Source organism: Mesorhizobium sp. M8A.F.Ca.ET.218.01.1.1 (assembly GCF_004791165.1).
In the GTDB taxonomy this organism is placed as follows: Bacteria; Pseudomonadota; Alphaproteobacteria; order Rhizobiales; family Rhizobiaceae; genus Mesorhizobium.
The window spans coordinates 323,655-347,333 of the sequence record NZ_SRUZ01000008.1; the positions used below are offsets into that span (position 1 = coordinate 323,655).

Sequence of the window (23,679 nt, forward strand, 5' to 3'; positions counted from 1 at the left end):
CGGCGCGGTTCCCATGGAAAACGAATGAGGGTTAAACCGTGCCGTCAGTACGCAAGTCACTTTTCACCGCCGTCCTTGTGTCGGCGACCGCGCTGTCCCCACTGGCTGCATCGGCCGAAACCATCACCGGTGCCCTTGCAAAAGCCTATCAGTACAATTCCACACTAAATTCATCGCGTGCCGGCGTGCGCGTGACCGACGAGAGCGTGGCCATAGCCAAGTCAGGCTGGCGCCCGACGATCACCGGCTCGGCCAACATCGACTATACGAACACGCGCCAGGCAAATGGCGGCGGCAATTCGAAGCTGACAAGCGGCAGCTACGGCATCCAGATCAACCAGTCGCTGTTCGACGGCTTTCAGACAAGGAACAATGTCGCGGCGGCCGAATCCCAGGTCAAGGCGTCCGTTGAAAGCCTGCGCAATACCGAGGAGAACACGCTGTTCAATGCGGCCATGGCCTATATGGACGTGATTCGCGACAGGCAGATCGCGGTGCTGACCGAACAGAACCTGCAGTTCCTGACCGAGCAGGCGCGCGCCGCGCGCTCGCGCTTCGAGGTCGGCGAAGGCACGCGCACCGACGTTGCGCAGGCCGATGCCTCGCGCGCTTCCGCGGTGGCAGCGCTGAGCGCTGCGCGCGCGCAGGCGCTGGCCAGCGCCGCGACCTATCACCAGGTGGTCGGTGACGAGCCCGGCAAGCTCAAGGCCGCTTCGCCATTGGGCAGGTTGTTGCCGTCGAGCCTCGACGCCGCGATCGCCATCGGATCGGCCGAACACCCGGCCATCCTTGCCACCCAGCATCTGGTCGATGCCGCTGCATTTTCGGTGAAATCGTCCGAGGGCGCGCTGTTGCCGCAGTTGTCGGCTTCGGCTGGCGTTTCGGAAAACTACCGCAACGCCATCCCCGACTTGTCAGGTTCCAACGGCAATTCGACGTCGGCCAATATCGGCGCGACGCTGACCATTCCGATCTATTCGGGCGGCCGAACCTCGGCGGTCGTGCGGCAGAACAAGGAATCGCTGGGGCAGGCGCGTATCCAGGTCGACGTCAGCCGCGACCAGGTGCGCCAGGCCGTCGCCACGGCATGGTCCCAATACACCGCCGCGCAACAAAGCGCGTCCGCCAACAAGCAGGTGATCGACGCCGCCCAACTGGCCCTGAACGGCGTCATCGAGGAGCGCAATGTCGGCCAGCGCACGACGCTCGACGTGCTCAATGCGCAAGCCGCCGTCATCACCGCCAAGATCAACCACGCTGGTTACGAACGCGATGTGGTGGTGGCAAGCTATGCCATCCTGTCGGCGATGGGCCGCCTGTCGGTCGACCGGCTTGGCTTGGCGGTGACGAAGTACAAGCCGGAGGAACACTACAACGCCGTCAAGGACAAGTGGATCGGCCTGCGCACGCCGGATGGCCGCTAGGCCCTTCGTTCGAACGGCGTTTCCGGGCTGAGTGGTTCGTACGGGAACACAGGATTGTCGTTGTCCTTCTGGTGGTTGCTAACGGGAACCGTCACACGGCTTTGGCGGAATCGCTCTAATCTGTTGAAATCCCACATGTCCCCAGATTGGGGATTCTCGTGCGGCGATCCGTCGGTTACGCTGTCGCCATGATTCGAATCCGGCTTTTGCCGGAGCGGAAACCTGCAACGGGTCACAAGGGCGGCGGATGTGACGATGGCAACGGCAAGCAGCGCACAGCGCGAACCCTCCATGGAAGAGATACTCGCTTCCATCAGGAGGATCATCGAAGACAGCGACAACGGCCGCAAGCAGCCCGGCGACGCCGATGAGTTGCAACAGGACCTGGAGCCCGCGCCGAGTGCTGTTCCAGCTGCGGATATCGATGCGTTCCGCGCCGAACTGCATGCCGTCCCAGAGGTCAGGAAGCCTGTCGCGATGGCGGAAATCCAGACGCCAGCCATACTGCCGGCGACAGCACGCACCGAAACGCCGCCACGTGCCGATCCGGCTGCGGGCAGGACGCCGACGACATTGGCTGAGGTCAGCGCCCGGGTTGCCGCCGAGCCGGCGCCTGCCGCCAGCCGCGACGCGCCGGCGGCTCCCGTCGAGGTTGCGACAAGTGAAGCCATCGTCGCCGATTGGCGTCGCGAGATCGCGGCGGTTGGCGAGCAAGCCAAGGCGATGCCGGAGCGGAGCATCCGCCCATCGCCCCAGCCGGATGTGTCGGCGAGCGAGTCGGCGGCGGAACCTGCGATCGAGCGGTCTTCGTCAAACGATGCTCCAACGGGCACGGCTCAGGCGCGCGCGGCGGCGAACGAAGCGCATGCGGTGCGTCCCGCAATTCTTTCCGAACACACTGGACGGCAGGTTGCGGCTGCCTTCGGCGAACTGTCCGACGCCTTTGCAAGCCGCAGCAAGAAGACATTCGACGAGATGGCCGAGGAGATGCTGCGGCCGATGCTGCAGGATTGGCTGGACAACAACCTGCCGACGCTGGTCGAAAGGCTGGTGCGCGAAGAGATCGAGCGCGTGGCACGCGGGGCGCAATAGCGTCCAGGCCTGAATTCCAGAAGAAACGCCGCCGTCGAGGCGGCGTTTTTCGTTGTGAAGAGGTCGGCCGTTGGTTGCCGAACTGGCGAAGGCGATCAAACTGCCATCGGGGTCGCTGACAATGAAGGCGCGGGAGCCCCGGGCTCGTTCGCAGCGATGCCTCGCGGCGAAGATGCGATCGCCGCGCGGCCTTCTGTTGAAATGAATAGGTCCGCGCCTATCTGCTTGTGATGACCCCAGGCAGCCCTCGCGGTTGACTTGGCCAAGACCTTCCGATTTACACCGAACCAGCAAAATTCCCGACAGCGCGGACCGTTTTCCCATGCTTGAAAAGACCTACGACGCCAAGACCGTCGAGCCGAAGATCGCCAAGATGTGGGAGGAAGCCGACGCGTTTCGCGCCGGCGCCGGAGCGGAAGAGGGGGCCGAGGCCTTCACCATCGTCATTCCGCCGCCCAACGTCACCGGGTCGCTGCATATGGGCCATGCGCTCAACAACACGCTGCAGGACATTCTGGTTCGTTTCGAGCGCATGCGCGGCAAGAACGTCCTGTGGCAGCCCGGCATGGACCATGCCGGCATCGCCACGCAGATGGTGGTCGAGCGGCGGCTGATGGAAAAGCAGATCCATCGCCGCGATCTGACGCGCGAAGAATTCATCGAGAAAGTGTGGGAGTGGAAGGCCGAATCGGGTGGGTTGATCTTCAACCAGCTGAAACGTCTGGGCGCCTCCGCCGACTGGTCGCGCGAACGCTTCACCATGGACGAAGGCCTGTCCAAGGCGGTGCTCGAAGTCTTCGTCAGCCTCTACAAGGAAGGGCTGATCTACAAGGACAAGCGCCTTGTGAACTGGGACCCCAAGTTGTTGACTGCCATCTCCGACCTCGAGGTCGAGCAGCAGGAGGTCAACGGCAATCTCTGGCATTTCCGTTATCCGATCGAAGGCGCGACCTTCGATCCGGAAAACCCAAAGACCTTCATCACCGTGGCGACGACCCGCCCCGAGACCATGCTGGGCGACACGGCTGTCGCCGTGCATCCCGACGACGAGCGGTTCCAACATCTCATCGGCAAGAATGTCGTCCTGCCGATCGTTGGCCGCAAGATACCTGTGGTGGCGGACGAGTATTCCGATCCTGAAAAGGGGTCGGGCGCGGTCAAGATCACGCCGGCGCATGACTTCAACGACTTCGAGGTCGGCAAACGCCACCAATTGCCGGCGATCAACATCCTGACGGTCGAGGCGGCGGTCAAGTTGAAGGACAACGAGGACTTCCTGGCGGGCCTCGAGGCGACGCCAGAACGGCAAGCTGTCTGGGACGAGCTCGACGGTCTCGACCGTTTCGTCGCCCGCAAGAAGATCGTCGAACTGATGGAGGCCGGCGGCTTCCTCGACAAGGTCGAGCCGCATCGCCACGCCGTGCCGCATGGCGACCGCGGCGGTGTGCCGATCGAGCCGTACCTGACCGAGCAGTGGTACGCCAACGCGGCGGAACTGGCCAAGCCGGCGATCGCCTCGGTGCGCGAGGGGCGCACCAATTTCGTGCCTAAGAACTGGGAGAAGACCTATTTCGACTGGATGGAGAACATCCAGCCCTGGTGCATTTCGCGTCAGCTGTGGTGGGGGCATCAGATCCCGGCCTGGTACGGGCCGGATGGGCGCGTCTTTGTCGAGAAGTCCGAGGAAGAGGCGCTGGGCGCGGCGATCGAATATTATCTGGCGCTCGAAGGCCCCTGGAAGGCGTGGGTCGAAGACAAGCTCGAAAACTTCAAGCCGGGCGAGATCCTGACGCGCGACGAAGACGTGCTCGACACCTGGTTCTCGTCGGCGCTGTGGCCGTTCTCGACGCTCGGCTGGCCGGATGAAACCCCGGAGTTGAAGACCTATTACCAGACCGATGTGCTGGTGACCGGCTTCGACATCATCTTCTTCTGGGTCGCCCGCATGATGATGATGGGCCTGCACTTCATGGACGAGGAGCCGTTCCACACCGTTTATGTGCATGCGCTGGTGCGCGACAAGAACGGCGCCAAGATGTCGAAGTCGAAGGGCAACGTCATCGACCCGCTCGATCTGATCGACGAATATGGCGCCGACGCGCTGCGCTTCACCCTGACGGTGATGGCGGCGCAGGGACGCGACGTGAAACTCGACCCGGCGCGCATCGCCGGCTATCGCAATTTCGGCACCAAGCTGTGGAACGCGACGCGCTTTGCCGAGATGAACGAAGTCGCGCGCAATGACGATTTCTGGCTGAACGACGCTAAGCTGGCGGTCAACCGCTGGATCCTGACCGAGCTGACACGCGCCGCACGCGAGGTCACCGACGGCATCACCTCATACCGCTTCAACGAGGCGGCGGGAGCCGCGTACCGCTTCGTCTGGAACCTGTTCTGCGACTGGTATCTGGAACTGCTGAAGCCGGTATTCATGGGCACGGACGAGGCCGCCAAGGCCGAGAGCCGCGCCTGCGTCGCTTTCGTGCTCGACGAGATCTACAAGCTCCTGCATCCGATGATGCCGTTCATGACCGAAGAGCTGTGGGCGCAGACGGCGGGTGAGGGCAGGGAACGCGCCTCGCTGCTGTGCCATGCCGCATGGCCGTCGCCGGATTTCGAGGATGCTGAAGCGGCCGCCGACATCAACTGGCTGGTCGATCTCGTCTCCGGTATCCGCTCGGTGCGCTCGGAGATGAACGTGCCGCCAGCGGCAATAGCGCCGCTCGTGGTGGTCGGCGCCAACGACGTGACGCGCGAACGGCTGGTTCGCGAGGACTCAGCGATCAAGCGGCTGGCGCGTGTTGGTGACATCTCGCTCGCCGATGCGGCACCCAAGGGGTCGGCACAGATCGTGCTCAACGAGGCGACGATCTGCCTGCCGCTTGGCAGCCTGATCGACCTCACCGCGGAGGCCGCGCGGCTGCAGAAGGAACTGGTCAAGGTGACCGAGGAAATCGCGCGCCTGCACAAGAAGCTGTCGAATGAGAAATTCGTTGCCAGCGCGCCGGCCGAGATCGTGGAAGGCGAGCGGGAAAAGCTGGCCGAATATCGCGCCGCGCAGGACAAGCTTTCGGTAGCGCTGACCAGGGTTCGCGACGCCGGCTGAAGGGCAGATTCGTGCATGACCCCGGAGCGAATTCCATGCGTCACCGGCCTCAAAAATGGGCATTCCGTTGCGTAAATCTTGACGTAAACGGAAACTTTTAGCCCCATTGTTGCCATAATGTAACAATGGGGCCAGATCCCCTCAAAATTAGCTGTTTTCGAGCTTTTTTGGGGCCATTTTCGTGCATCTTTTCGGCGTTTTGGATGTGCGCAGGGCCGTTTTTGGCCTTGTGACATTCCTTTGCATTTTGTCGAAAAAGCGTTTGGCGGACATGTACATGTACGCCCGGGAATTCGTTGTTGCGCCGTTAACTTGAATTGGTTCTAGCTTGATCCACTAGTTATTCGGGAGGACATCCATGAGCAATTTGCGTCTGAAAGCACTGCTGGGGGCAGGGTGCTTTTCGTTGGCCTTGATGGGCTCGCTTATCCACCCGGCGCATGCTGGCGGTCTGGAGCGCGGCGGCTACGATATCGACCTGCTGTTCGATCCGGCCCAGGTCGCGACGGAGGCCGAAGCAACCTATGTGATGCCGGATCGCAAATACGAGAATGCCAAGGGGCCGGGCGGATTCAATCTCGGCTTGGGCACCTCGGCTGATGGAGCGGAGGGCTATTGGGTGCCGCGCATCGGTGTTAAGGCGCAGGTCGTTCCGGGCGTCGATTGCATGGTCGACTATTCCCAACCTTGGGGAGCACATTCCGCGCCAGGCATGTGGAACGGCGCAGTTTCAAACATAGAGACCGACATCAAGAGCGATAACTACGCGGGCACCTGCTCATACAAGATGGATGCGGGCAAAGGTCAGCTTCGCTTTATCGGCGGTGTGTTCTATCAAAAGGTCTACGGCTTTAAGGAAAGTCTTGTGGCTTTCAACCCATTTGGGCCGTCACCGACGGGCCGTGTCGATCTGTCGACCACTGGCTGGGGCTGGCGCGCTGGCCTCGCTTATGAAATCCCAGACATCGCACTGCGCGCGAGCCTCGTCTATAACTCGAAGGTTAAGCTCGATAACATCGAGGGTACGCTCGATTTGACCAGTGTTGGCCAGGGCATAATTCCGATCTACGGCTCCACGCAATATATGCCGGATGTTGTTGAATTCAAATTGCAATCTGGCATCGCTCCTGGGTGGTTGGCTTTTGGCTCCGTCAAGTGGGTCAATTGGAGTGTCCTGCAGAGCGTTCCAATTTGTGCGGTGGGTACTCCCGACGCGCTCTGTGTCACGGGCGACAAACTGCACTCTGCACAGTTAACCTCACTCGATCTGATGTATCGTGATGGCTGGACGATCTCAGGCGGCGTTGGCCACAAGTTTAACGATCAGTGGAGCGCTGCTGGTCAGCTTTCATGGGATCGTGGCACTTCGCACGGCTATGGAGCGCAGACCGATACGTGGACACTTGGCGGCGGTGTTGCCTACACGCCTAAGCCCAACATTGAATTTCGCGTAGCTGGCGCAATAGGCGTCTTGACCAGCGGTCACTCAGGTATAGTGGCCGGGGACAATGGCTATGTTGCAGGTGACGACGCGAGTTACGACTTCGGCAATGATCTGGTCACGGCAATATCCGGCGGCGTCAAGATCAAGTTCTAAGCGTTTGAAAGTTTTAGTGAAAGGCCGGGCATTGCCCGGCCTTTTCGTTTGTGCGGCGTCGTCGCTGGCCCCATCATACAAGCTGCGTTGCATATAAGCCGCACTTGGGCCGCCTCGTGCGATTGTGACGTTTTGGCAACACTTTCTGAACAACCCCTGCGCTAAAGGTCAGGCCGAGGAAATTGCCCATTTCCCGCCATAAACCCGGCGCACCTCGAACTCGTCTCGGGACACGTGCCAAAAGGCTCGGCGATGGGGCAGGCCGCACCGCCCGCGGCAAGGAAGAGAATGGACGCCAAGGTCATTTCAAAGGCTAAGCTCCCTAGCCGCCATGTGACTGTCGGTCCGGCGCGTGCGCCGCACCGGTCCTATCTTTATGCCATGGGCCTGTCGGCGGCCGAAATCGCGCAGCCGCTGGTCGGCGTCGCCTCCTGCTGGAACGAGGCAGCACCCTGTAACATCTCGCTGATGCGCCAGGCGCAAGTGGTCAAGAAGGGCGTGGCAGCCGCCAACGGCACGCCCCGCGAATTCTGCACCATCACCGTCACCGACGGCATCGCCATGGGCCACCAGGGCATGAAGTCGTCGCTGGTGTCGCGCGAAGTCATCGCTGATTCGGTTGAACTCACCATGCGCGGCCATTGCTACGATGCGCTGGTCGGCCTGGCCGGCTGCGACAAGTCGCTGCCCGGCATGATGATGGCCATGGTGCGGCTCAACGTGCCGTCGATCTTCATTTATGGCGGCTCGATCCTGCCCGGCAGCTATCGCGGCCGCCAGATCACCGTGCAGGATGTGTTCGAGGCGGTCGGCCAGCACTCGGTCGGCACGATCGATGATGCCGAGCTGCTCGAAATCGAGCAGGCCGCCTGTCCTTCAGCCGGTTCCTGCGGCGCCCAGTTCACCGCCAACACCATGGCCACCGTCGCCGAGGCAATCGGTCTTGCGCTGCCCTATTCCTGCGGCGCGCCGGCGCCCTACGAAATGCGCGACCGCTTCAATTTCGCCTCGGGCGAAAAGGTCATGGAACTGATTGCCAAAAACATCCGCCCGCGCGACATCGTCACCCTTAAGGCACTGGAAAACGCGGCGACCGTTGTTTCGGCCACCGGCGGCTCGACCAATGCCGCGCTGCATCTGCCGGCGATCGCGCATGAGGCGGGGATCAAGTTCGACCTGTTCGACGTGGCGAAAATCTTCGAGAAGACGCCTTACATCGCCGATCTCAAGCCGGGCGGCAAATATGTCGCCAAGGACATGTTCGAGGCCGGCGGCATTCCGCTGCTGATGAAGACGCTGCTCGACCACGGCTATCTGCATGGCGATTGCCTGACGGTCACTGGCCGTACTTTGGCCGAAAATATGGAGCACGTTGCCTGGAATGAACATCAGGATGTGGTCCGCCCGGCCAACAGACCAATTACCCAAACCGGCGGTGTCGTGGGCTTGAAGGGAAATCTTGCCCCTGAAGGCGCGATCGTGAAGGTCGCGGGCATGGCGGAGTTGAAATTCTCCGGCCCGGCGCGCTGTTTCGATTCGGAAGAGGAATGTTTTGAGGCGGTGACGAACCGCGCCTACCGCGAAGGCGAGGTTCTGGTCATCCGCTATGAAGGACCGCGCGGCGGTCCTGGCATGCGCGAGATGCTGTCGACGACGGCGGCACTCTACGGCCAGGGCATGGGCGGCAAGGTGGCGCTGATCACCGACGGCCGTTTCTCGGGCGCGACGCGCGGTTTCTGCATCGGCCATGTCGGCCCGGAAGCGGCGGTTGGCGGCCCGATCGGCCTCGTCAGGGATGGCGACGTGATCTCGATCGACGCGGTGAACGGAACGATCGACGTAGCGCTGTCCGAGGCCGAACTGGCGGCACGAGCGAAGACATGGAAGGCGCGCACGACCGACTATCAGTCGGGCGCGATATGGAAATACGCACAGACGGTAGGGTCCGCCAGGGATGGCGCGGTCACCCATCCGGGCGGTGCGAAAGAAACACACTGCTATGCGGATATCTGAGTTGTTGAAGTCAACACCAGAGTTGTTGAGGTCATCTGTCCTTCCGGCACTGGTCGCGGTTGCGATCTTTGGCGCCGTGGGCCAGGCCATGGCCTTCGACGACAAGGTGTTCGACGACAAGACCGGCGTGAAGCCGCAGTCGAGCCCCTGGGCAGTGTTTCAGTTCGGGTTCTCCGCCTACAAGAGCGGCCACAAGGAGCAGGCCGCCGAGGCCTACAAATATGCCGCCGAAAACGGCCAGATCGGCGCCACCTGGAAGCTTGCCCGCATGTATGCCGAGGGCGACGGCGTGGCCCGCGACGACTATGAGGCTTTCAAGTTCTTCTCGGAGATCGTCGACCAGGACGTCGAGCCCGGCTCGCCGGAAGAAAGCTATGTCTCCGACGCGCTGGTGGCGCTCGGCGACTATCTGCGCACTGGCATTCCCGGCAGCCCGGTCACCGAGAACGAGGTGGCGGCGCAGGAATATTACATGCGCGCCGCCGCCAACTACCGCAATCCGAACGCTCAGTTCGAGATGGGCCAGATGTTCCTGAAGGGCGAGGGCGGTGTGAAGGCCAGCGTCAAGCAGGCCGGGCGCTGGTTCCAGCTCGCCGCCGAGAAGGGCCATGCCGGTGCGCAAGCGACGCTTGGCCACCTGTTGTTCCAGAGCGGCAAGATCGTGCGCGGCCTGGCGATGATGACCGCGGCCCTGGAGCGTGCGTCGCCGACCGATCAGCCCTGGATCCGCGGCATGCAGGAAGAGGCGTTCGCCGCGGCCGGCGAAGCCGACCGCCGCACCGCGATCTCGCTGGCGGACGACATCCTGACCAAGGGCAGCAACGCCGATCAGTAGGCTCTTTCCCCGTCACCATGCGGCGAGCCGAGGAGCGATCCGTGTAGCGGACGAAAAGCCAACTGCTTGGCTTCTCTAGCGAAGAACGTCGGCATGGTAATGACGGACAACGCCGGCCTATCGAGGCTCGTCTCGATCCGAGGACGAGGCAATCCAGGAGAAAATTAGTTTTCGGTTGGCTCCGTCGGGACCATGCTTGGCGCGGGTGTCGAGATCGGTGTGACGTGCAGGTGCGGCGCCATGGTGTTTGCCGGGCAGCCATCGCCAACCTTGGTCCACGATGTGTTGTTGAGCACCATGTCGCAGCGAGCCAAATGACTCTGGTCGGCAACCGTCAGGCAGGCGACCTGTCCGACCGGATAGGATTTTCCATTGGCGAGACATTCCGGGGCGGCGAAGGCCGGCACGATCGCGGTCATGGCGAATGCCAAGCCGATCGGATAATGAGCAAATCGAACGGTCATGGAAACCCGGCCACCATGATGATTTCCCATCATGCGCGCGATTGTGGCGACACGAGGTCCGGACTACTCGGCGGCAGAAGGGTCTGCGTCAGGCCGGCTGCAGCGCGAGGTCGATCGCCACCGGGACGTGATCGGATGGTTTTTCCCAGGCGCGCACATGTTTTTCGATCGACGCCGATGAGAACCGGTTCGCGGCTTCAGGCGACAGCAGCAGATGGTCGATGCGGATGCCATTGTTCTTCTGCCAGGCGCCGGCCTGATAGTCCCAGAAGGTGTAGGTGTCCGGGGCATCGGTGACCGCGCGCACCGCTTCGGTGAAACCGAGGTTGAGCAGCCGGCGGAAGGCCTGCCTTGTCTGTGGCTGGAACAGCGCGTCGCCCAGCCAGTTCTCCGGGAACCGCGCGTCGATCGGCTCGGGAATGACGTTGTAGTCGCCGGCCAGCACCAGCGCCTCTTCCAGCCTCAGGCGCTCCTGCGCCCAGCGCTCCAGCCGCGCCATCCAGGAGAGCTTATAGGGAAACTTCTTCTCGTCATCGATCGGGTTGCCGTTCGGCAGATAGAGCGAGGCGACGCGAAGCGCGCCCTTGTCGGTCGAGAACACGCCTTCGATGAAACGTGCCTGTTCGTCGGCATCGTCACCCGGCAGGCCTCTGGTGACTTCATCGAAGCGCAACTTCGACAACAGCGCGACACCGTTGAAGCCCTTCTGGCCATGGGTTTCGACATTGTAGCCAAGCGCCTCGATTTCGGCGCGCGGGAACTGCTCGTCGACCGTCTTGATCTCCTGCAGGCAGACGATGTCGGGCGCGCTCTCGGTCAGCCAATGGGTCAGGTTGCCGATGCGGGCGCGCACGCCGTTGATGTTCCAGGTGACGATTTTCATGACGGTCTCATTGTTCCTGCGGCGGAAGGCGTTCGACTAAACCGATCGTATTGCCTGCCGGATCCTTTAGAAAGGCCATCCATTCGCTTTCCCCCGCCGGACCAAACTGCCCTTCGGTGTCGCGATGGACCAGTGTCGGCGGCGCGGTGAAGGGGATGCCGGCTGCCTTTGCCTCGGCGTGGAAGGCTTCGAGGCCTGATATGTCGAGATAGATGGTGCCGGCCGGGATGCCGTCGGTGAACAACAGCCTGACATCGCCGGCCATGATGAAGGCAATGCCGGGCGGATCGAACCGCGCATGCACCCTCATGCCGAGGACATCGCGCCAAAAGGCCAATGTCGCGTCGAGGTCGCGACCGGCGGAGAGCGCAACCTGACGAACCGCGCCGGTTGCGGGCATCTCGGTCCTAGATGGAGAAGCTGGTGCCGCAGCCGCAGGAGGCGACCGCATTCGGGTTGCGGATCTGGAACGACTGCCCCATCAAATCGTCGACGAAGTCGATCACCGAGCCACCCATATAGACCAGGGACAGATCATCGATCAGCACCGTGGCGCCGTCCTTCTCGATGGCAACGTCGTCGTCATTGCGCGCACCGACCAGATCGAACTTGTAGGAAAAGCCGGAGCAGCCGCCGCCCTCGACGGAAACGCGCAGCGCCGTCTTGCCGGCCTCGCCAGAGACAATTTTGGCGATCCGCTTGGCGGCGGCCTCGGTCATCTCGACTTTCATGGCGGTCTTGGCATCCGCGCCCATAGGCGTCACCTTGCTTTCGGTTTCACATGATAGGTATGAAGCGCGACGGGGCAAGTCAACTGCGGCAGCATCAGCCATGACAAATGAGCTTGGCGACATCGGATTCGGCTATCGGCCGCGCGCGGCCTATGCCACGGATCCGGCGAGCTCGCGCGGCCGGCTGTTCGACGAGGTGGAAAGTCCGACCCGCACGCCTTTCCAGCGTGACCGCGACCGGATCATCCATTCGACGGCGTTTCGGCGGCTGAAGCACAAGACGCAGGTCTTCATCGCCCATGAAGGCGATCACTACCGCACAAGGCTCACCCATTCGATCGAAGTGGCACAGATCGCGCGTGCGCTGGCGCGGGCGTTGCGCGGCGACGAGGATCTCGCCGAAGCGGTGGCACTGGTGCATGATTTCGGCCACACGCCCTTTGGCCACACAGGTGAGGACGCGCTGAACGAGAAGATGGCGGCGTGGGGCGGCTTCGACCACAACGCACAATCCCTGCGCATCGTGACGAGGCTGGAGGCGCGCTACGCCGAGTTCGACGGGCTCAATCTGAGTTGGGAGACGCTTGAAGGCCTGGTCAAGCACAATGGTCCGCTCACCGACGGCAGCGGCAAGGGCCTGAAAGGGCCGGTCCCGCAGGCGATCCGCGACTACTCGCAATTGCAGGATCTCGAACTCGACCGGTTCGCCGGCATCGAAGCGCAGTGCGCGGCGATTGCCGACGATATCGCCTACAACACGCATGATATCGACGATGGGCTGCGGTCAGGGCTGCTGACGCTGGACATGCTGAAGGCCGTTTCGCTGCCTGGAACGATCCTGAAGAGCGTGCGCGAGCGCTATCCCAGGCTCGACGACGTGCGCACCGGCCACGAATTGATGCGGCGGCAGATCACGGCCATGGTCGAGGATGTGATCAAGTCAACGACCGCCAATCTGGAGCGGATCAGGCCGCTGAGCGTCGAGGCGGTGAGGGCGGCGGGCGAGACGATGGTGACATTTTCGGCCGAAATGGCGGAAGCCGAGAAGGAACTGAAGGCCTTCCTCTACAAGCACCTCTATCGGCACGAAGAGGTCATGCGGGTGCGTGCGGACGCCGAGCAGATCGTCAGGGACCTGTTCGACGTCTATTTCGCCGACCCGCGCGCCATGCCCGATGGCTGGCGCGAAGGGCTGGACCGCGCCGAGGATCGCATCAAGGCACGCAGCGTCGCCGATTTCCTGGCCGGCATGACCGACACCTACGCGCTCAAGGAACACAGGCGTTTGTTTGACCGCACCCCGGATTTGAGCTAGGGCGGGCTCGATTTGCCGGCCAAAGGGCCGGATTCGTCGTAAAGCCGCCAGAGCATACACCATGAACATCTTCGCCGATTTCACCGCGCGAGTCGTAAAGGCTGTCGAAGCGCTTGACCTGAAAGACAGCAATGGCGTTTCGCCTGATCTGTCGCGCATCGCCGTCGAGCCGCCCCGCGACGCCAGCCATGGCGATCTCGCGACCAATGCGGCAATGGTGCTGGCCAAGCCCACCGGCCAGAACCCGCGCGCACTGGCCGAGAAACTGGCGGAAGCGCTGCGGGCGGACAATGACGTCGCCGCTGCCGAGGTCGCCGGTCCAGGCTTCGTCAATCTGCGGCTCAAGGACGGTTTCTGGCAGGCGCATCTGTCGGCGCTTCTAGGCGAGGGGCGCAACTATGGCCGCTCGACGATCGGCGCCGGACGCAAAACCAACGTCGAATATGTCTCGGCCAACCCGACCGGGCCGATGCATGTCGGCCATTGCCGGGGTGCCGTCGTCGGTGACGCACTCGCCAATCTGATGGCGTTCGCCGGTTACGACGTGACCAAGGAATATGTCATCAACGACGCCGGCTCCCAGATCGACGTGCTTGGGCGCTCGGCGATGCTGCGCTACCGCGAGGCGCTTGGAGAAGATATCGGCGAGATTCCGCCGGGGCTTTATCCCGGTGACTATCTTGTCTCCGTCGGCGAGGCCCTGGTCAGGGAGTTCGGCCGTTCCTTGCTGCAGATGCCGGACGACGAGGCGCTGGCCATCGTCAAGGACCGGACCATCGATGCGATGATGGCGATGATCCGCGAGGACCTTGCGCTGCTCAACGTGCACCACGACGTGTTCTTCTCCGAACGCACGCTGCATGCCGACAATGCCAGGAAGATCCGCTCGGCGATCAACGACCTGACGCTGAAGGGCCATATCTACAAGGGCAAGCTGCCGCCGCCCAAGGGCGAGAAGCCGGACGACTGGGAAGACCGCGAACAGACGCTGTTCCGCTCGACCGCCGTCGGCGACGACATGGACCGGGCGCTGGTCAAGTCCGACGGCTCGTTCACCTATTTCGCCGCCGATGTGGCGTATCTGAAGGACAAGGTCGATCGCGGCTTCGTCGACCTGATCTATGTTCTCGGCGCCGACCATGGCGGCTACGTCAAGCGCCTGGAAGCCTTGGCGCGGGCGATTGCCGGCGACGACGTCAAGCTCACCGTCCTCTTGTGCAATCTGGTCAAGCTGTTTCGCGATGGCGAGCCGGTGCGCATGTCCAAGCGGTCCGGCGATTTCGTGACGTTGCGCGAGGTGGTGGAAGAAGTCGGACGCGATCCGATCCGCTTCATGATGCTCTATCGCAAGAACGATGCGCCGCTCGATTTCGACTTCGCCAAGGTCACCGAGCAGTCGAAGGACAATCCGGTGTTCTACGTGCAGTACGCCTCGGCGCGCTGCCATTCGGTGTTCCGGCAGGCGAGCGAACAGTTGGGGGAGGCGAATTTCGATCGCAACAACCTGGCGGCCGCGGCAACGTCGCTGGCCGACGAAGGTGAAATCGGGCTGATCCGGAAGCTTGCCGAATATCCACGCCTGATCGAGTCCGCCGCTCTTGCGCTCGAGCCGCATCGGCTGGCATTTTATCTCTATGATCTGGCTTCCAGCTTCCACGGACACTGGAACCGGGGCACGGATAATCCGGACTTACGTTTTGTTAAGGTTAACGACCGACAATTGACGCATGCCAGACTAGGGCTGGTGCAGGCTGTTTCGGATGTTCTGACGTCCGGCCTGACGTTGATCGGAGCGGCTGCGCCCACCGAAATGCGTTAGGTTTGACTAAAAAACCTGTCACCTTTTGCCCACATTGCGCTGGTAAGGGCCAACCCTGCGCGACGTCCAAGGCGTCCGAATGAGTGCGAGTTCGGGAACGATAATGGCAGACAGAACCCAACTGAGAGCAGCCGACAACAACGACATCGCCGACGATGATCCGTTCGCGGAACTGACCAGGATCATGGGATTCGACCCGCGCCAGCCGGTCAAGCCGCAGGCGCCGGCCGAGCCGAAAGCCGCTGTGGCCGATCCGTCCGCGGGAGAGGGCGATTTCGACATCGACCTCGAAAAGGAGCTGATGGGCGAGTTCGACGCTGCCGACAGCGTTGCCGCTCCAGTTGTCGCAGCTCATGAGCCGGCAGTCGAGCCGGTGGCCGTCGATGTTGCGGACGACGATCTCGCATTGTCACTCGACGACGATTTCCACCTGGACATGTCGGATGCCGATGACCAGGCGGTCGCCGCCAGCCATGCGACCGCTGGCGCCGCGCAAGCCGTGCCGTCCGTTGAACCTGCCTTCGACGCCGATTTCGACAATGCCGTCGCCAGTTCGCTCGAAGACATCTCGCCCTTCGACGATGATCTGCCGATGGAGGATGAGCTTGCCGCCTCCCTCGACCAGGATTTCCATATCGAGGACGAGGCTGCCGAGGCCCGGCATGCCGTTGAATCGCCGGTGGCCGAAGTGCCGGTGGCCGTCGAGCCGGCCTCCAATCATGAATTCGACGATGCGGTCGCGATCTCGCTCGAAGACGAGCTGATGCTCGACGACCATCCGGCGGATCAGCGCCAAGCGGCTGCTGTCGACTATCCAGAACCTGTACTAGCCGCCGCGGATGAAACCCAGGTGATCTCCGACGAGGATTTCGCGGGTCACTTCGACGATGCCATGCCCGATGTCGATGTGGATTTTGACGTTCAGGCGGACGAGCCGGAGGCTTTTGATGACGAGCCGGCGCACGAACTGCGCGCCGATGCCGTCGAGACGCAGGATGAAATTCCAGGCGCTGAAGCTGTTTCGGATGACGCCTTCGACCTGAATCTGGACGAGGCGTTTGCCGAGCCTGCCGAAGAGCCCGTCGCCGAAATCGCCGCGGCTTCCCCGCAATCGGCAGCTCCCGCGGCAGCCATTGTGCCGCCGGTGCAAGCGCCCATCGCGGACGAACGAAGCCTCGAAGACGAGCTGAACGCGCTTCTCGGTGCCATGACCGCGCGCACGCTGCCGTCGGCCAAGGAACCGGCCATGGTTCAGCCCGCCGTGACCCAGCCAGCCGCGACCCAGCCAACCGCAGCGCCCGTTCAGCCGCCTCTCGCCGCGACTACAAAGATCGCGGAGCAACCCGTCGATCTTGTTGGTGACCTCGACTGGGATCTCGATGAAACAGCGTCCGAGGATGCGCATCAATCCGGCTCCGCCCAGGCCGCCGACGCCAACCTCGACGACCTGTTGCTCGATGAACTTCAGGACCAGGATTTCGGCCCGGATGCCGCTGAACAGGGTGATGTCGATCTCGACAATGATGCCTTCGACGCCGCCCTGGCCAAAAGCATCGGTTCGCGTGACGAAACGGCGTCCCGGCCGGATCAGGCCGATTCGCTCGATTGGCTGGCGGAACGTTCCGGAGCGTCGGAGTCGGCCCGTTCCTGGAGCCGCGTGACACCAGTTCCCCAACAGCCGGCGTTTGCCGCGCAGCCTGCTCCCTCCATGGCGGCCAGGATGGCGGCCCCGGAAGTGGCCACCGTGCCGTCCTACCGTTCGGCCGAGCCGGTTGCGGCTGCTCCCTATATGGCTCCGGTATCGGCGCCGCAGGCCGGGCAGTCCTCGCACTATGAAGAGATGCCCGATGTCGAGACGGTCGATGTGCCGGAGCGCGTCGTCGCGCTGGCTGACGATCTCGACATTCCGGAGTTGCATTTCGAGGAAGATGAGCCGGCAGCGGCCGTTTATGATGATCTCGACGCCGAATTCGCCAGCCTTCTGACCGAGATGAATTCGGTCGAGGTCGCGCCTGCTACTGCCGGCAACGCCGCCTATGCCGACGAATCCTACAATACCGGGTTCAATAAAGGATATGGCGCGGCCAATCCGGGATATGGCGCTGCCAATCCGGGATATGGCGAGGTCAATCCGGGATATGACGGGGTCAATCCGGGATATGAAGAGCCGAGGCAAGCCTATCAGCCGGAAGCGCGGACCTATGCGGCACGGCCGGCGGAAATGCCCGCCCGCGCGTCGGCCTCGGGCTATGCCGATGCTGCCGAAGGCTTCGATCTCGACAATCTGCCCGGCAGCCAGCCGGTCTCTCAGGCGGACGATTTTGCCGTCGATGAACTCGACTACGATCCCGAGCTGGACGAAGCGATGTCGGTTCCGGGCCTCGGCGAGCGGGAAGCCGCCAGGCCGTCGGGCCGGCGCGGCCTGTTCATTGCCGCGATTGTCGGTGCCGTTGCGGTCGCGGGCGGCCTTGGCGCCTTTGCGCTGTCTTTGGGCGGCAAGGGCGGCAGCGAAGCTCCGGTGATCGTCAAGGCGGACAATTCGCCGATCAAGGTCAAGCCGGAAAATCCGGGCGGCACGGTGGTGCCGAACCAGGACAACAAGGTCTATGACGCGGTGGTCAAGGGCGCGAAGCCCGCCGAGCCGGTCCAGCAGAAGCTTGTCACCAACACTGAGGAACCAGTGGACGTGCAGGCGAAAGACCCGGCCCGCGCCGTCAATCTTTCTCCCGATCAGAACGCCGCCGCCGGCACGGATGGCGGTGGCGAGGTTTCGACCGCTGGCGCGGCCCCGGCCGACAATGCGGCGCCCGCGCCGAAGTCGGAGGATCGCATCGCGCAGGTCCTGCAGGACGCCGACAAGGGCACCAACAACGACGTCGTTGCCGTTGCGCCGCGCAAGGTCAGGACCATGGTGGTCAAGTCCGACGGCTCACTGGTGGCGCGCGAGGATCCGGCACCGGCGGCACCGCAGGTGGCCGCGGCCGAGCCGACGGATCCGGCGCCACAGCATGTGGCGCCTGCCGGAGCCGACCAGACTGGCGCCGACCAGACTGGCGCCGACCAGACTGGCGCCAACGAGACTGGCACCGACCAGACTGGCACCGTGGCGCCCGCCGCCGCGCAGGCTGACGATGAGCCGGCTCTGAAGCCTGCCGCCAAGCCTGCCAAGGCTGAAGCCAAGGCGCAGTCGGCCAACACGCCAGCCAAGGTTGCGATCGCGCCGCAACGTCCGTCCGACCAGCCGGTCGACGTGGTCGGCGAGGTCAAGCCCGATCAGGTCGCTTCCATCGATCCGGCCTCGACCGCGACTGGCAGCGGTGCGTGGTCGATACAAATCGCTTCGCAGCCGACGGTGGACAGCGCCCAGTCGACCTACCAGGATCTGCAGCGCCGTTATGGCAGCGTGCTTTCCGGCCGCACGGCCAACATCGTCAAGGCCGAGATTGCCGGCAAGGGAACGTTTTACCGCGTCCGCGTTCCGGCTCAGTCGCGCAACGATGCCATCAATCTGTGCACCAGCTACAAGGCCGCGGGCGGCAACTGCTTCGTATCGCGCTAGACGTCGATCCAATCCTTCAAAGCCGGCGCGGCCCTGGGCCGCGCCGGCTTTTTATATGGCGATATCCATATGCCTGACTTTTTCATGTGGAACATGTCCTGCAGCCCGCCGCATGCGGTCAGGGATGATTCCCTTTGACAGCGCGAAGCCCTAGACTCCTGAAATGACCGAATCAAAATCCATGATCCTCGGCTGTGCCGGGAAATCGCTCACCCGCGAAGAAATCAATTTCTATCGCAATGAATGCCCGTGGGCCTTCATCCTGTTTGCCCGCAACATTGGCGAGGCCGAGCAGATCCGCGACCTGGTCGCCGAAATGCGTGACTGTATCGGGCGCCCGGACGCGCTGGTGTTCATCGACCAGGAAGGTGGCAGGGTACAGCGCCTGCGGCCGCCACTGGCGCCGAATTATCCGGCCGGCGGCGCGCTTGGGGCGCTGTGGCGCGACGATCACGACGCCGGCGCACGCGCCGCCTGGCTGATGGCGCGGCTGCATGCCTTCGACCTGCTGCGCTACGGCATATCAGCGGATTGCCTGCCGGTGCTCGACGTGCCGATCGAAGGGGCCAGCGATGTCATCGGCGCGCGCGCCTATGGCAAGGATCCGCGTCCGGTCATCGAACTTGGCCGCGCCGCGGCCGAGGGCCTGATGTCGGGCGGTGTGCTGCCCGTGATGAAGCATATTCCGGGGCACGGCCGGGCCTTTGCCGATACGCATTTCGAACTGCCTGTCGTCGACGCCTCGCTCAGCGATCTGCAGCGGCACGATTTTGCTCCGTTCCGTGAGCTCAACCATCTGCCGATGGCGATGACCGCGCATGTCGTCTACAGCGCGATCGATCCCAAGAACCCGGCGACGACTTCCGGCAAGGTCATCGACGAGATCATTCGACGCGAGATCGGCTTCGATGGACTGCTGATGAGCGACGACACCTCGATGAAGGCACTTTCTGGGGATTTCCCGACAAAGGCGGCCTCGATCCTTGCGGCGGGCTGCGATCTGGTCCTTCACTGCAACGGTGTTTTTGAGGAGATGGCGGGTATCGCATCGCGCACCACGGGGCTTGAAGGCAAGTCGCTGGAGCGTGCCAAGCGGGCGATGACCTATATAAGCAAACGAGACGCGGCCGAAGAAACCGAAATCCGTGCCGAATTCGCCACCTATTTCGACGCGGTGGCCTAGCAAAGAGGAAGTGACAGGCAGTGGCGGAAGCATTGGAAAGCAAGGCCGCGAAGGCTGCACCGATGGACCGCCTGTGGGCCGAGAACGATGAGTCACGGCTGACGGGCGACCCGTCGCTGGTCGTCGACGTGGCCGGCTTCGAAGGCCCACTCGATCTTCTCTTGCACCTTGCCCGCACCCAGAAGGTCGATCTGGCGCGCATTTCCATCCTGGCGCTGGTCGAGCAATATTTGACCTTTGTCGAGACGGCGCGGGCGCTGCGGCTCGAACTTGCCGCCGACTATCTGGTGATGGCGGCGTGGCTGGCCTTCCTCAAATCGAAGCTCCTGATCCCCAAGCAGCCGGGCGAAGAGGGCGAAAGCGGCGAGGAACTCGCAGCGGTGCTGCAATTCCGGCTGAAGCGGCTCGAAGCCATGCGCGATGCGTCGGCGCGTCTGGTCAACCGCAACCGGCTCGGCCGCGACGTGTTCGCACGCGGCATGCCGGAAATGGTCATCATCGAGAAGCGCAACACCTATTCGGCGTCGCTTTACGATCTCCTGACCGCGTATGCGCAGCAGCGGCAGAAGCAGGCGATCACCAACGTGACGATCGCCAGGCGCGGCGTCTGGTCACTCAAGGACGCTCGCGACATCCTGACCCGGCTGATCGGCTCGCTGCGCGACTGGACGACGCTCGACAGCTTCCTCATCCGATATCTGACCAGCCCGCAAGAGCGGCGCACCGCGATCGCCAGTTCGTTCGCGGCCACACTGGAACTGGTGCGCGAGCGCAAGATGGATATGCGGCAGGACGAGGTGTTCGCACCGATCTATCTGCGCGACCACCGCGCACAGACAATCAAGGCAGTCGAGGTGGCATCATGAGCGAACGCGCCAACGCTTCGGTTATCCCATTCAAGATGGATGATGAGTCGGAAGACGGCGAGATCGACCAGGCCTCGGCCGGGAATCCGGTACAGAACCCGGCCGAGCGGCTGTATCTGGCGGAAGCCGTGCGCATGGCCGAGGCGATCGTGTTCGCCAGCGCCGAACCCGTCAGCGAAAAGCAGCTTGCCGCACGCCTTCCCGATGGCATCAATCTTACCCTCGCCATGACAGAGCTGCAGCAGATCTACGCCCGGCGCGGCGTCAATCTGGTCCGGGTCGGCGACGCCTGGGCGTTCCGCACCGCTGGCGACCTCGCCTTTCTGATGAGCCGCGATACGGTGCAGCAGCGCAAGCTGTCGCGGGCGGCGCTCGAGGTGCTGGCGATCATTGCCTATCATCAGCCGGTGACGCGCGCCGAGATCGAGGACATCAGAGGCGTCGAGACCTCGAAGGGGACGCTGGATACGCTGCTCGAGACGGAATGGGTGCGCATGCGCGGCCGGCGCAAAACGCCCGGCCGTCCCGTCACCTATGGCACCACCGAAACCTTCCTCGATCATTTCGCGCTCGAAGAGATCCGCGATCTTCCGGGTATGGAGGAACTGAAGGGCGCCGGCCTGCTGTCAGGCCGCATGCCGTCGAACTTCTCCATCCCGCAGCCGCCGGCCGATCCCGACGCGCTGACCGAGGACGAGGATCCGCTGACCGACATCGATCTCGAGGAGCTCGGTCTGCTGACGCCGCGCGTCACGGAAGATTGACCACGAGCGCCTATCAAAAGCCGTCTTGCACCTTTAGATGTGCCGTTTGGTAGCGGGCCGCATCGCTGAAAATGCGTGACATCCGACACCCTTTCATAAACTCTGTCGCGGTTGTGTTTGAATCCCAACGCGAAAACGCATAGATCATCGCCAGGGAAAACATTCGAGAGAGATTTGCTATGGGTTCATTTTCGATTTGGCACTGGATGATCGTGTTGGTCATCGTGCTTCTGGTGTTCGGTCGCGGCAAGATTCCCGAGCTGATGGGCGACATGGCCAAGGGCATCAAGAGCTTCAAGAAGGGCATGGCCGACGACGACGTTGCCGACGACAAGCGCACCGTCGAACACCGTGCCGATGAGACCGTTTCGGCCGCGAAGGAAAAGGCCAGCAAGAGCTGAGCCAAGAAGTTCTAGTCGGAACGGATTGCCATGTTTGAAGTCGGCTGGACCGAAATGCTGGTGATCGCGATCGTCATGATCGTGGTCGTCGGGCCGAAGGATTTGCCCAACATGCTGCGCACCTTCGGCCGCACGACGGCGAAGCTGCGCGCCATGGCCGCCGACTTCCAGAAACAGTTCAACGAGGCATTGAAGGAAGCCGAGCTCGACGACGTGAAGAAGTCGGTCGACGAGCTCAGGGGCCTGAGCCCGGTTGCCGAAATCCGAAAGCAGCTCAATCCGTTCGAGCAGGCGGCGGCCGATGTGCGCGCCGGTGTCGATGCCGCGATGAAGCCGAAGCCGGCCGCCGATCCGTCGGCCCCTGCCGCTTCGACGCCACAGGCGGCCGAGCCGTTGAAGAACGGCGCGACTGAAATGCCTGGCGTCAACGGGCCTGAAGCCACGACACCAGCCCCGATTTTCCCGGCAATGACCGATGAATCGGTTGTGGCGGCATCCACGGATCCTGCCGTTGCGCCGAAGGCAGCTGCGGCCAAGAAAACCGCCAAGGCGGCCCCGGCCGCGAAGGCGCCGTCCATGGCCTCGACATCTGCGAAGGCGGTGACGGCAAAAGCCGCACCCGCGGTGAAGGCGAAAGCGACACCTGCACCCAAGGCGACTGCTGCCAAAGCGTCAGCAAAAGCCGAACCGAAGCCTGCTCCGGCGAAGAAGCCGGGAGCCAAAAAGACGGCTGGAGCCGCCAAGTGAGCGTTTCGGACAAGGAAAAGGACGAGATCGAGAAATCGTCCGCGCCGCTGATCGAGCATCTCATCGAGTTACGCCGACGGCTGATCTGGTCGCTCGGCGGCTTCTTCGTCGCTTTCCTGGTCTGTTTCTTCTTCGCCAAGCGGCTGTTCAACCTTCTGGTCGTCCCGTTCAAATGGGCGACGAAATGGGCGGGGCTCGACCCGCACAAGGTCGAGCTGATCTACACCGCGCCGCAGGAATTCTTCTTCACGCAGGTCAAGCTCGCCATGTTCGGCGGCATGGTCATTGCCTTTCCGCTGATCGCCACGCAGATCTACAAATTCATCGCGCCTGGCCTCTACAAGAACGAGCGCAATGCCTTCCTGCCGTTCCTGATCGCATCGCCCATCCTGTTCCTGATGGGCGCCTCGCTGGTCTATTTCTTCTTCACGCCGATGGTGATGTGGTTCTTCCTCGCCATGCAGCAGGTAGGCACGGACGACCAGGTACAGATTTCCCTGCTGCCGAAAGTGTCGGAATATCTCAGCCTGATCATGACGCTGATCTTCTCCTTCGGCCTGGTGTTCCAGTTGCCGGTGGTGACCAGCCTGATGACGCGTGTCGGCATGCTGTCGTCCAAGGCGCTGGCGGAAAAACGCAAATGGGCGATCGTCATCGCCTTCATCGTGGCCGCGGTGCTGACACCTCCGGATCCGATGAGCCAGATCGGCCTGGCCATTCCGACCATCGTTCTCTACGAGGTCTCCATCTGGGCCGCGCGATGGATCGAGCGGGATCAGGAAAAACAGCGGCTGGCGCGCGAGAAGCAGGAAGCCGGCGAGACCGTGGCGGACAAGGCGCCGGACGAGCCTCCGGCGCCGGCTGCCTCGTAAGACGCCAG

General features: G+C 62.7%; 19 protein-coding genes. 15 read left to right on the forward strand and 4 right to left on the reverse strand.

The window, feature by feature from the left end; genetic code table 11:
* Positions 1-38: 38 nt before the first annotated feature.
* From EN861_RS27685 to EN861_RS27710, 6 genes are all read left to right on the forward strand, one after another.
* Entirely contained in the window at positions 39-1,424 is a 1,386-nt protein-coding gene (locus EN861_RS27685; RefSeq protein ID WP_127278529.1) for a TolC family outer membrane protein, read from the forward strand.
* A 255-nt stretch (positions 1,425-1,679) separates the two neighbouring features.
* Positions 1,680-2,516, forward strand: a complete 837-nt coding sequence (locus EN861_RS27690) for a PopZ family protein (RefSeq protein WP_127278528.1) — start codon at positions 1,680-1,682, stop codon at positions 2,514-2,516.
* A 322-nt stretch (positions 2,517-2,838) separates the two neighbouring features.
* Positions 2,839-5,622 carry a valine--tRNA ligase gene (locus EN861_RS27695; RefSeq protein WP_127278527.1) on the forward strand — a complete coding sequence of 928 codons (2,784 nt, stop codon included), beginning with the start codon at positions 2,839-2,841 and terminating at the stop codon, positions 5,620-5,622.
* Between the two features lie 358 nt (positions 5,623-5,980).
* On the forward strand, positions 5,981-7,219 hold the full coding sequence (locus tag EN861_RS27700; RefSeq protein ID WP_127278526.1) for an OmpP1/FadL family transporter: 1,239 nt from the start codon (positions 5,981-5,983) through the stop codon (positions 7,217-7,219).
* 288 nt (positions 7,220-7,507) lie between these two features.
* Complete coding sequence (ilvD, locus tag EN861_RS27705; protein ID WP_135866824.1) at positions 7,508-9,232, forward strand: dihydroxy-acid dehydratase; 1,725 nt, start codon at positions 7,508-7,510, stop codon at positions 9,230-9,232.
* Positions 9,219-10,067 carry a tetratricopeptide repeat protein gene (locus EN861_RS27710; RefSeq protein ID WP_127279924.1) on the forward strand — a complete coding sequence of 283 codons (849 nt, stop codon included), beginning with the start codon at positions 9,219-9,221 and terminating at the stop codon, positions 10,065-10,067. Before ilvD ends, EN861_RS27710 begins: the two co-directional genes overlap by 14 nt.
* Positions 10,068-10,231: 164 nt before the next feature.
* Here EN861_RS27710 and EN861_RS27715 read toward each other — a convergent pair whose 3' ends face one another.
* From EN861_RS27715 to erpA, 4 genes are all read right to left on the reverse strand, one after another.
* The gene (locus tag EN861_RS27715) at positions 10,232-10,531 is read right to left on the reverse strand and encodes a hypothetical protein (protein ID WP_127279923.1); all 300 of its coding nucleotides are present in this window, start codon (positions 10,529-10,531) and stop codon (positions 10,232-10,234) included.
* Between the two features lie 88 nt (positions 10,532-10,619).
* Positions 10,620-11,414 (reverse strand): exodeoxyribonuclease III, encoded by a 795-nt coding sequence (xth, locus tag EN861_RS27720; protein ID WP_127872665.1) that lies wholly within the window; start codon positions 11,412-11,414, stop codon positions 10,620-10,622.
* Between the two features lie 7 nt (positions 11,415-11,421).
* Positions 11,422-11,814 (reverse strand): VOC family protein, encoded by a 393-nt coding sequence (locus tag EN861_RS27725; RefSeq protein ID WP_127872664.1) that lies wholly within the window; start codon positions 11,812-11,814, stop codon positions 11,422-11,424.
* A gap of 7 nt (positions 11,815-11,821) precedes the next feature.
* Positions 11,822-12,169, reverse strand: coding sequence for an iron-sulfur cluster insertion protein ErpA (erpA, locus tag EN861_RS27730; RefSeq protein WP_127279920.1), 348 nt, complete (start codon positions 12,167-12,169; stop codon positions 11,822-11,824).
* 76 nt (positions 12,170-12,245) lie between these two features.
* On the opposite strand from erpA, the gene EN861_RS27735 reads away from it, so the two are divergent.
* The 9 genes from EN861_RS27735 to tatC all read left to right on the forward strand — a co-directional run bounded on the left by EN861_RS27735 (position 12,246) and on the right by tatC (position 23,671).
* Positions 12,246-13,460 carry a deoxyguanosinetriphosphate triphosphohydrolase gene (locus EN861_RS27735; protein ID WP_135866826.1) on the forward strand — a complete coding sequence of 405 codons (1,215 nt, stop codon included), beginning with the start codon at positions 12,246-12,248 and terminating at the stop codon, positions 13,458-13,460.
* Between the two features lie 61 nt (positions 13,461-13,521).
* The gene (gene argS, locus EN861_RS27740; protein ID WP_135866828.1) at positions 13,522-15,279 is read left to right on the forward strand and encodes an arginine--tRNA ligase; all 1,758 of its coding nucleotides are present in this window, start codon (positions 13,522-13,524) and stop codon (positions 15,277-15,279) included.
* 103 nt (positions 15,280-15,382) lie between these two features.
* Positions 15,383-18,838, forward strand: coding sequence for an SPOR domain-containing protein (locus EN861_RS27745; RefSeq protein ID WP_135866830.1), 3,456 nt, complete (start codon positions 15,383-15,385; stop codon positions 18,836-18,838).
* A 163-nt stretch (positions 18,839-19,001) separates the two neighbouring features.
* Positions 19,002-20,021, forward strand: coding sequence for a beta-N-acetylhexosaminidase (nagZ, locus tag EN861_RS27750; RefSeq protein ID WP_027146796.1), 1,020 nt, complete (start codon positions 19,002-19,004; stop codon positions 20,019-20,021).
* A gap of 62 nt (positions 20,022-20,083) precedes the next feature.
* The gene (locus EN861_RS27755) at positions 20,084-20,887 is read left to right on the forward strand and encodes a ScpA family protein (protein ID WP_127280245.1); all 804 of its coding nucleotides are present in this window, start codon (positions 20,084-20,086) and stop codon (positions 20,885-20,887) included.
* Positions 20,884-21,651, forward strand: a complete 768-nt coding sequence (gene scpB / locus EN861_RS27760) for an SMC-Scp complex subunit ScpB (RefSeq protein WP_127280243.1) — start codon at positions 20,884-20,886, stop codon at positions 21,649-21,651. Before EN861_RS27755 ends, scpB begins: the two co-directional genes overlap by 4 nt.
* Before the next feature lie 179 nt (positions 21,652-21,830).
* On the forward strand, positions 21,831-22,052 hold the full coding sequence (locus EN861_RS27765; protein ID WP_015317533.1) for a twin-arginine translocase TatA/TatE family subunit: 222 nt from the start codon (positions 21,831-21,833) through the stop codon (positions 22,050-22,052).
* A 30-nt stretch (positions 22,053-22,082) separates the two neighbouring features.
* Positions 22,083-22,799: a Sec-independent protein translocase protein TatB gene (gene tatB, locus EN861_RS27770; protein WP_135866833.1), complete on the forward strand. Its 717-nt coding sequence runs from the start codon at positions 22,083-22,085 to the stop codon at positions 22,797-22,799.
* Positions 22,796-23,671, forward strand: coding sequence for a twin-arginine translocase subunit TatC (gene tatC / locus EN861_RS27775; protein ID WP_127872658.1), 876 nt, complete (start codon positions 22,796-22,798; stop codon positions 23,669-23,671). The genes tatB and tatC overlap by 4 nt, the downstream gene beginning before the upstream one ends.
* The last annotated feature ends 8 nt before the right edge of the window (positions 23,672-23,679 follow it).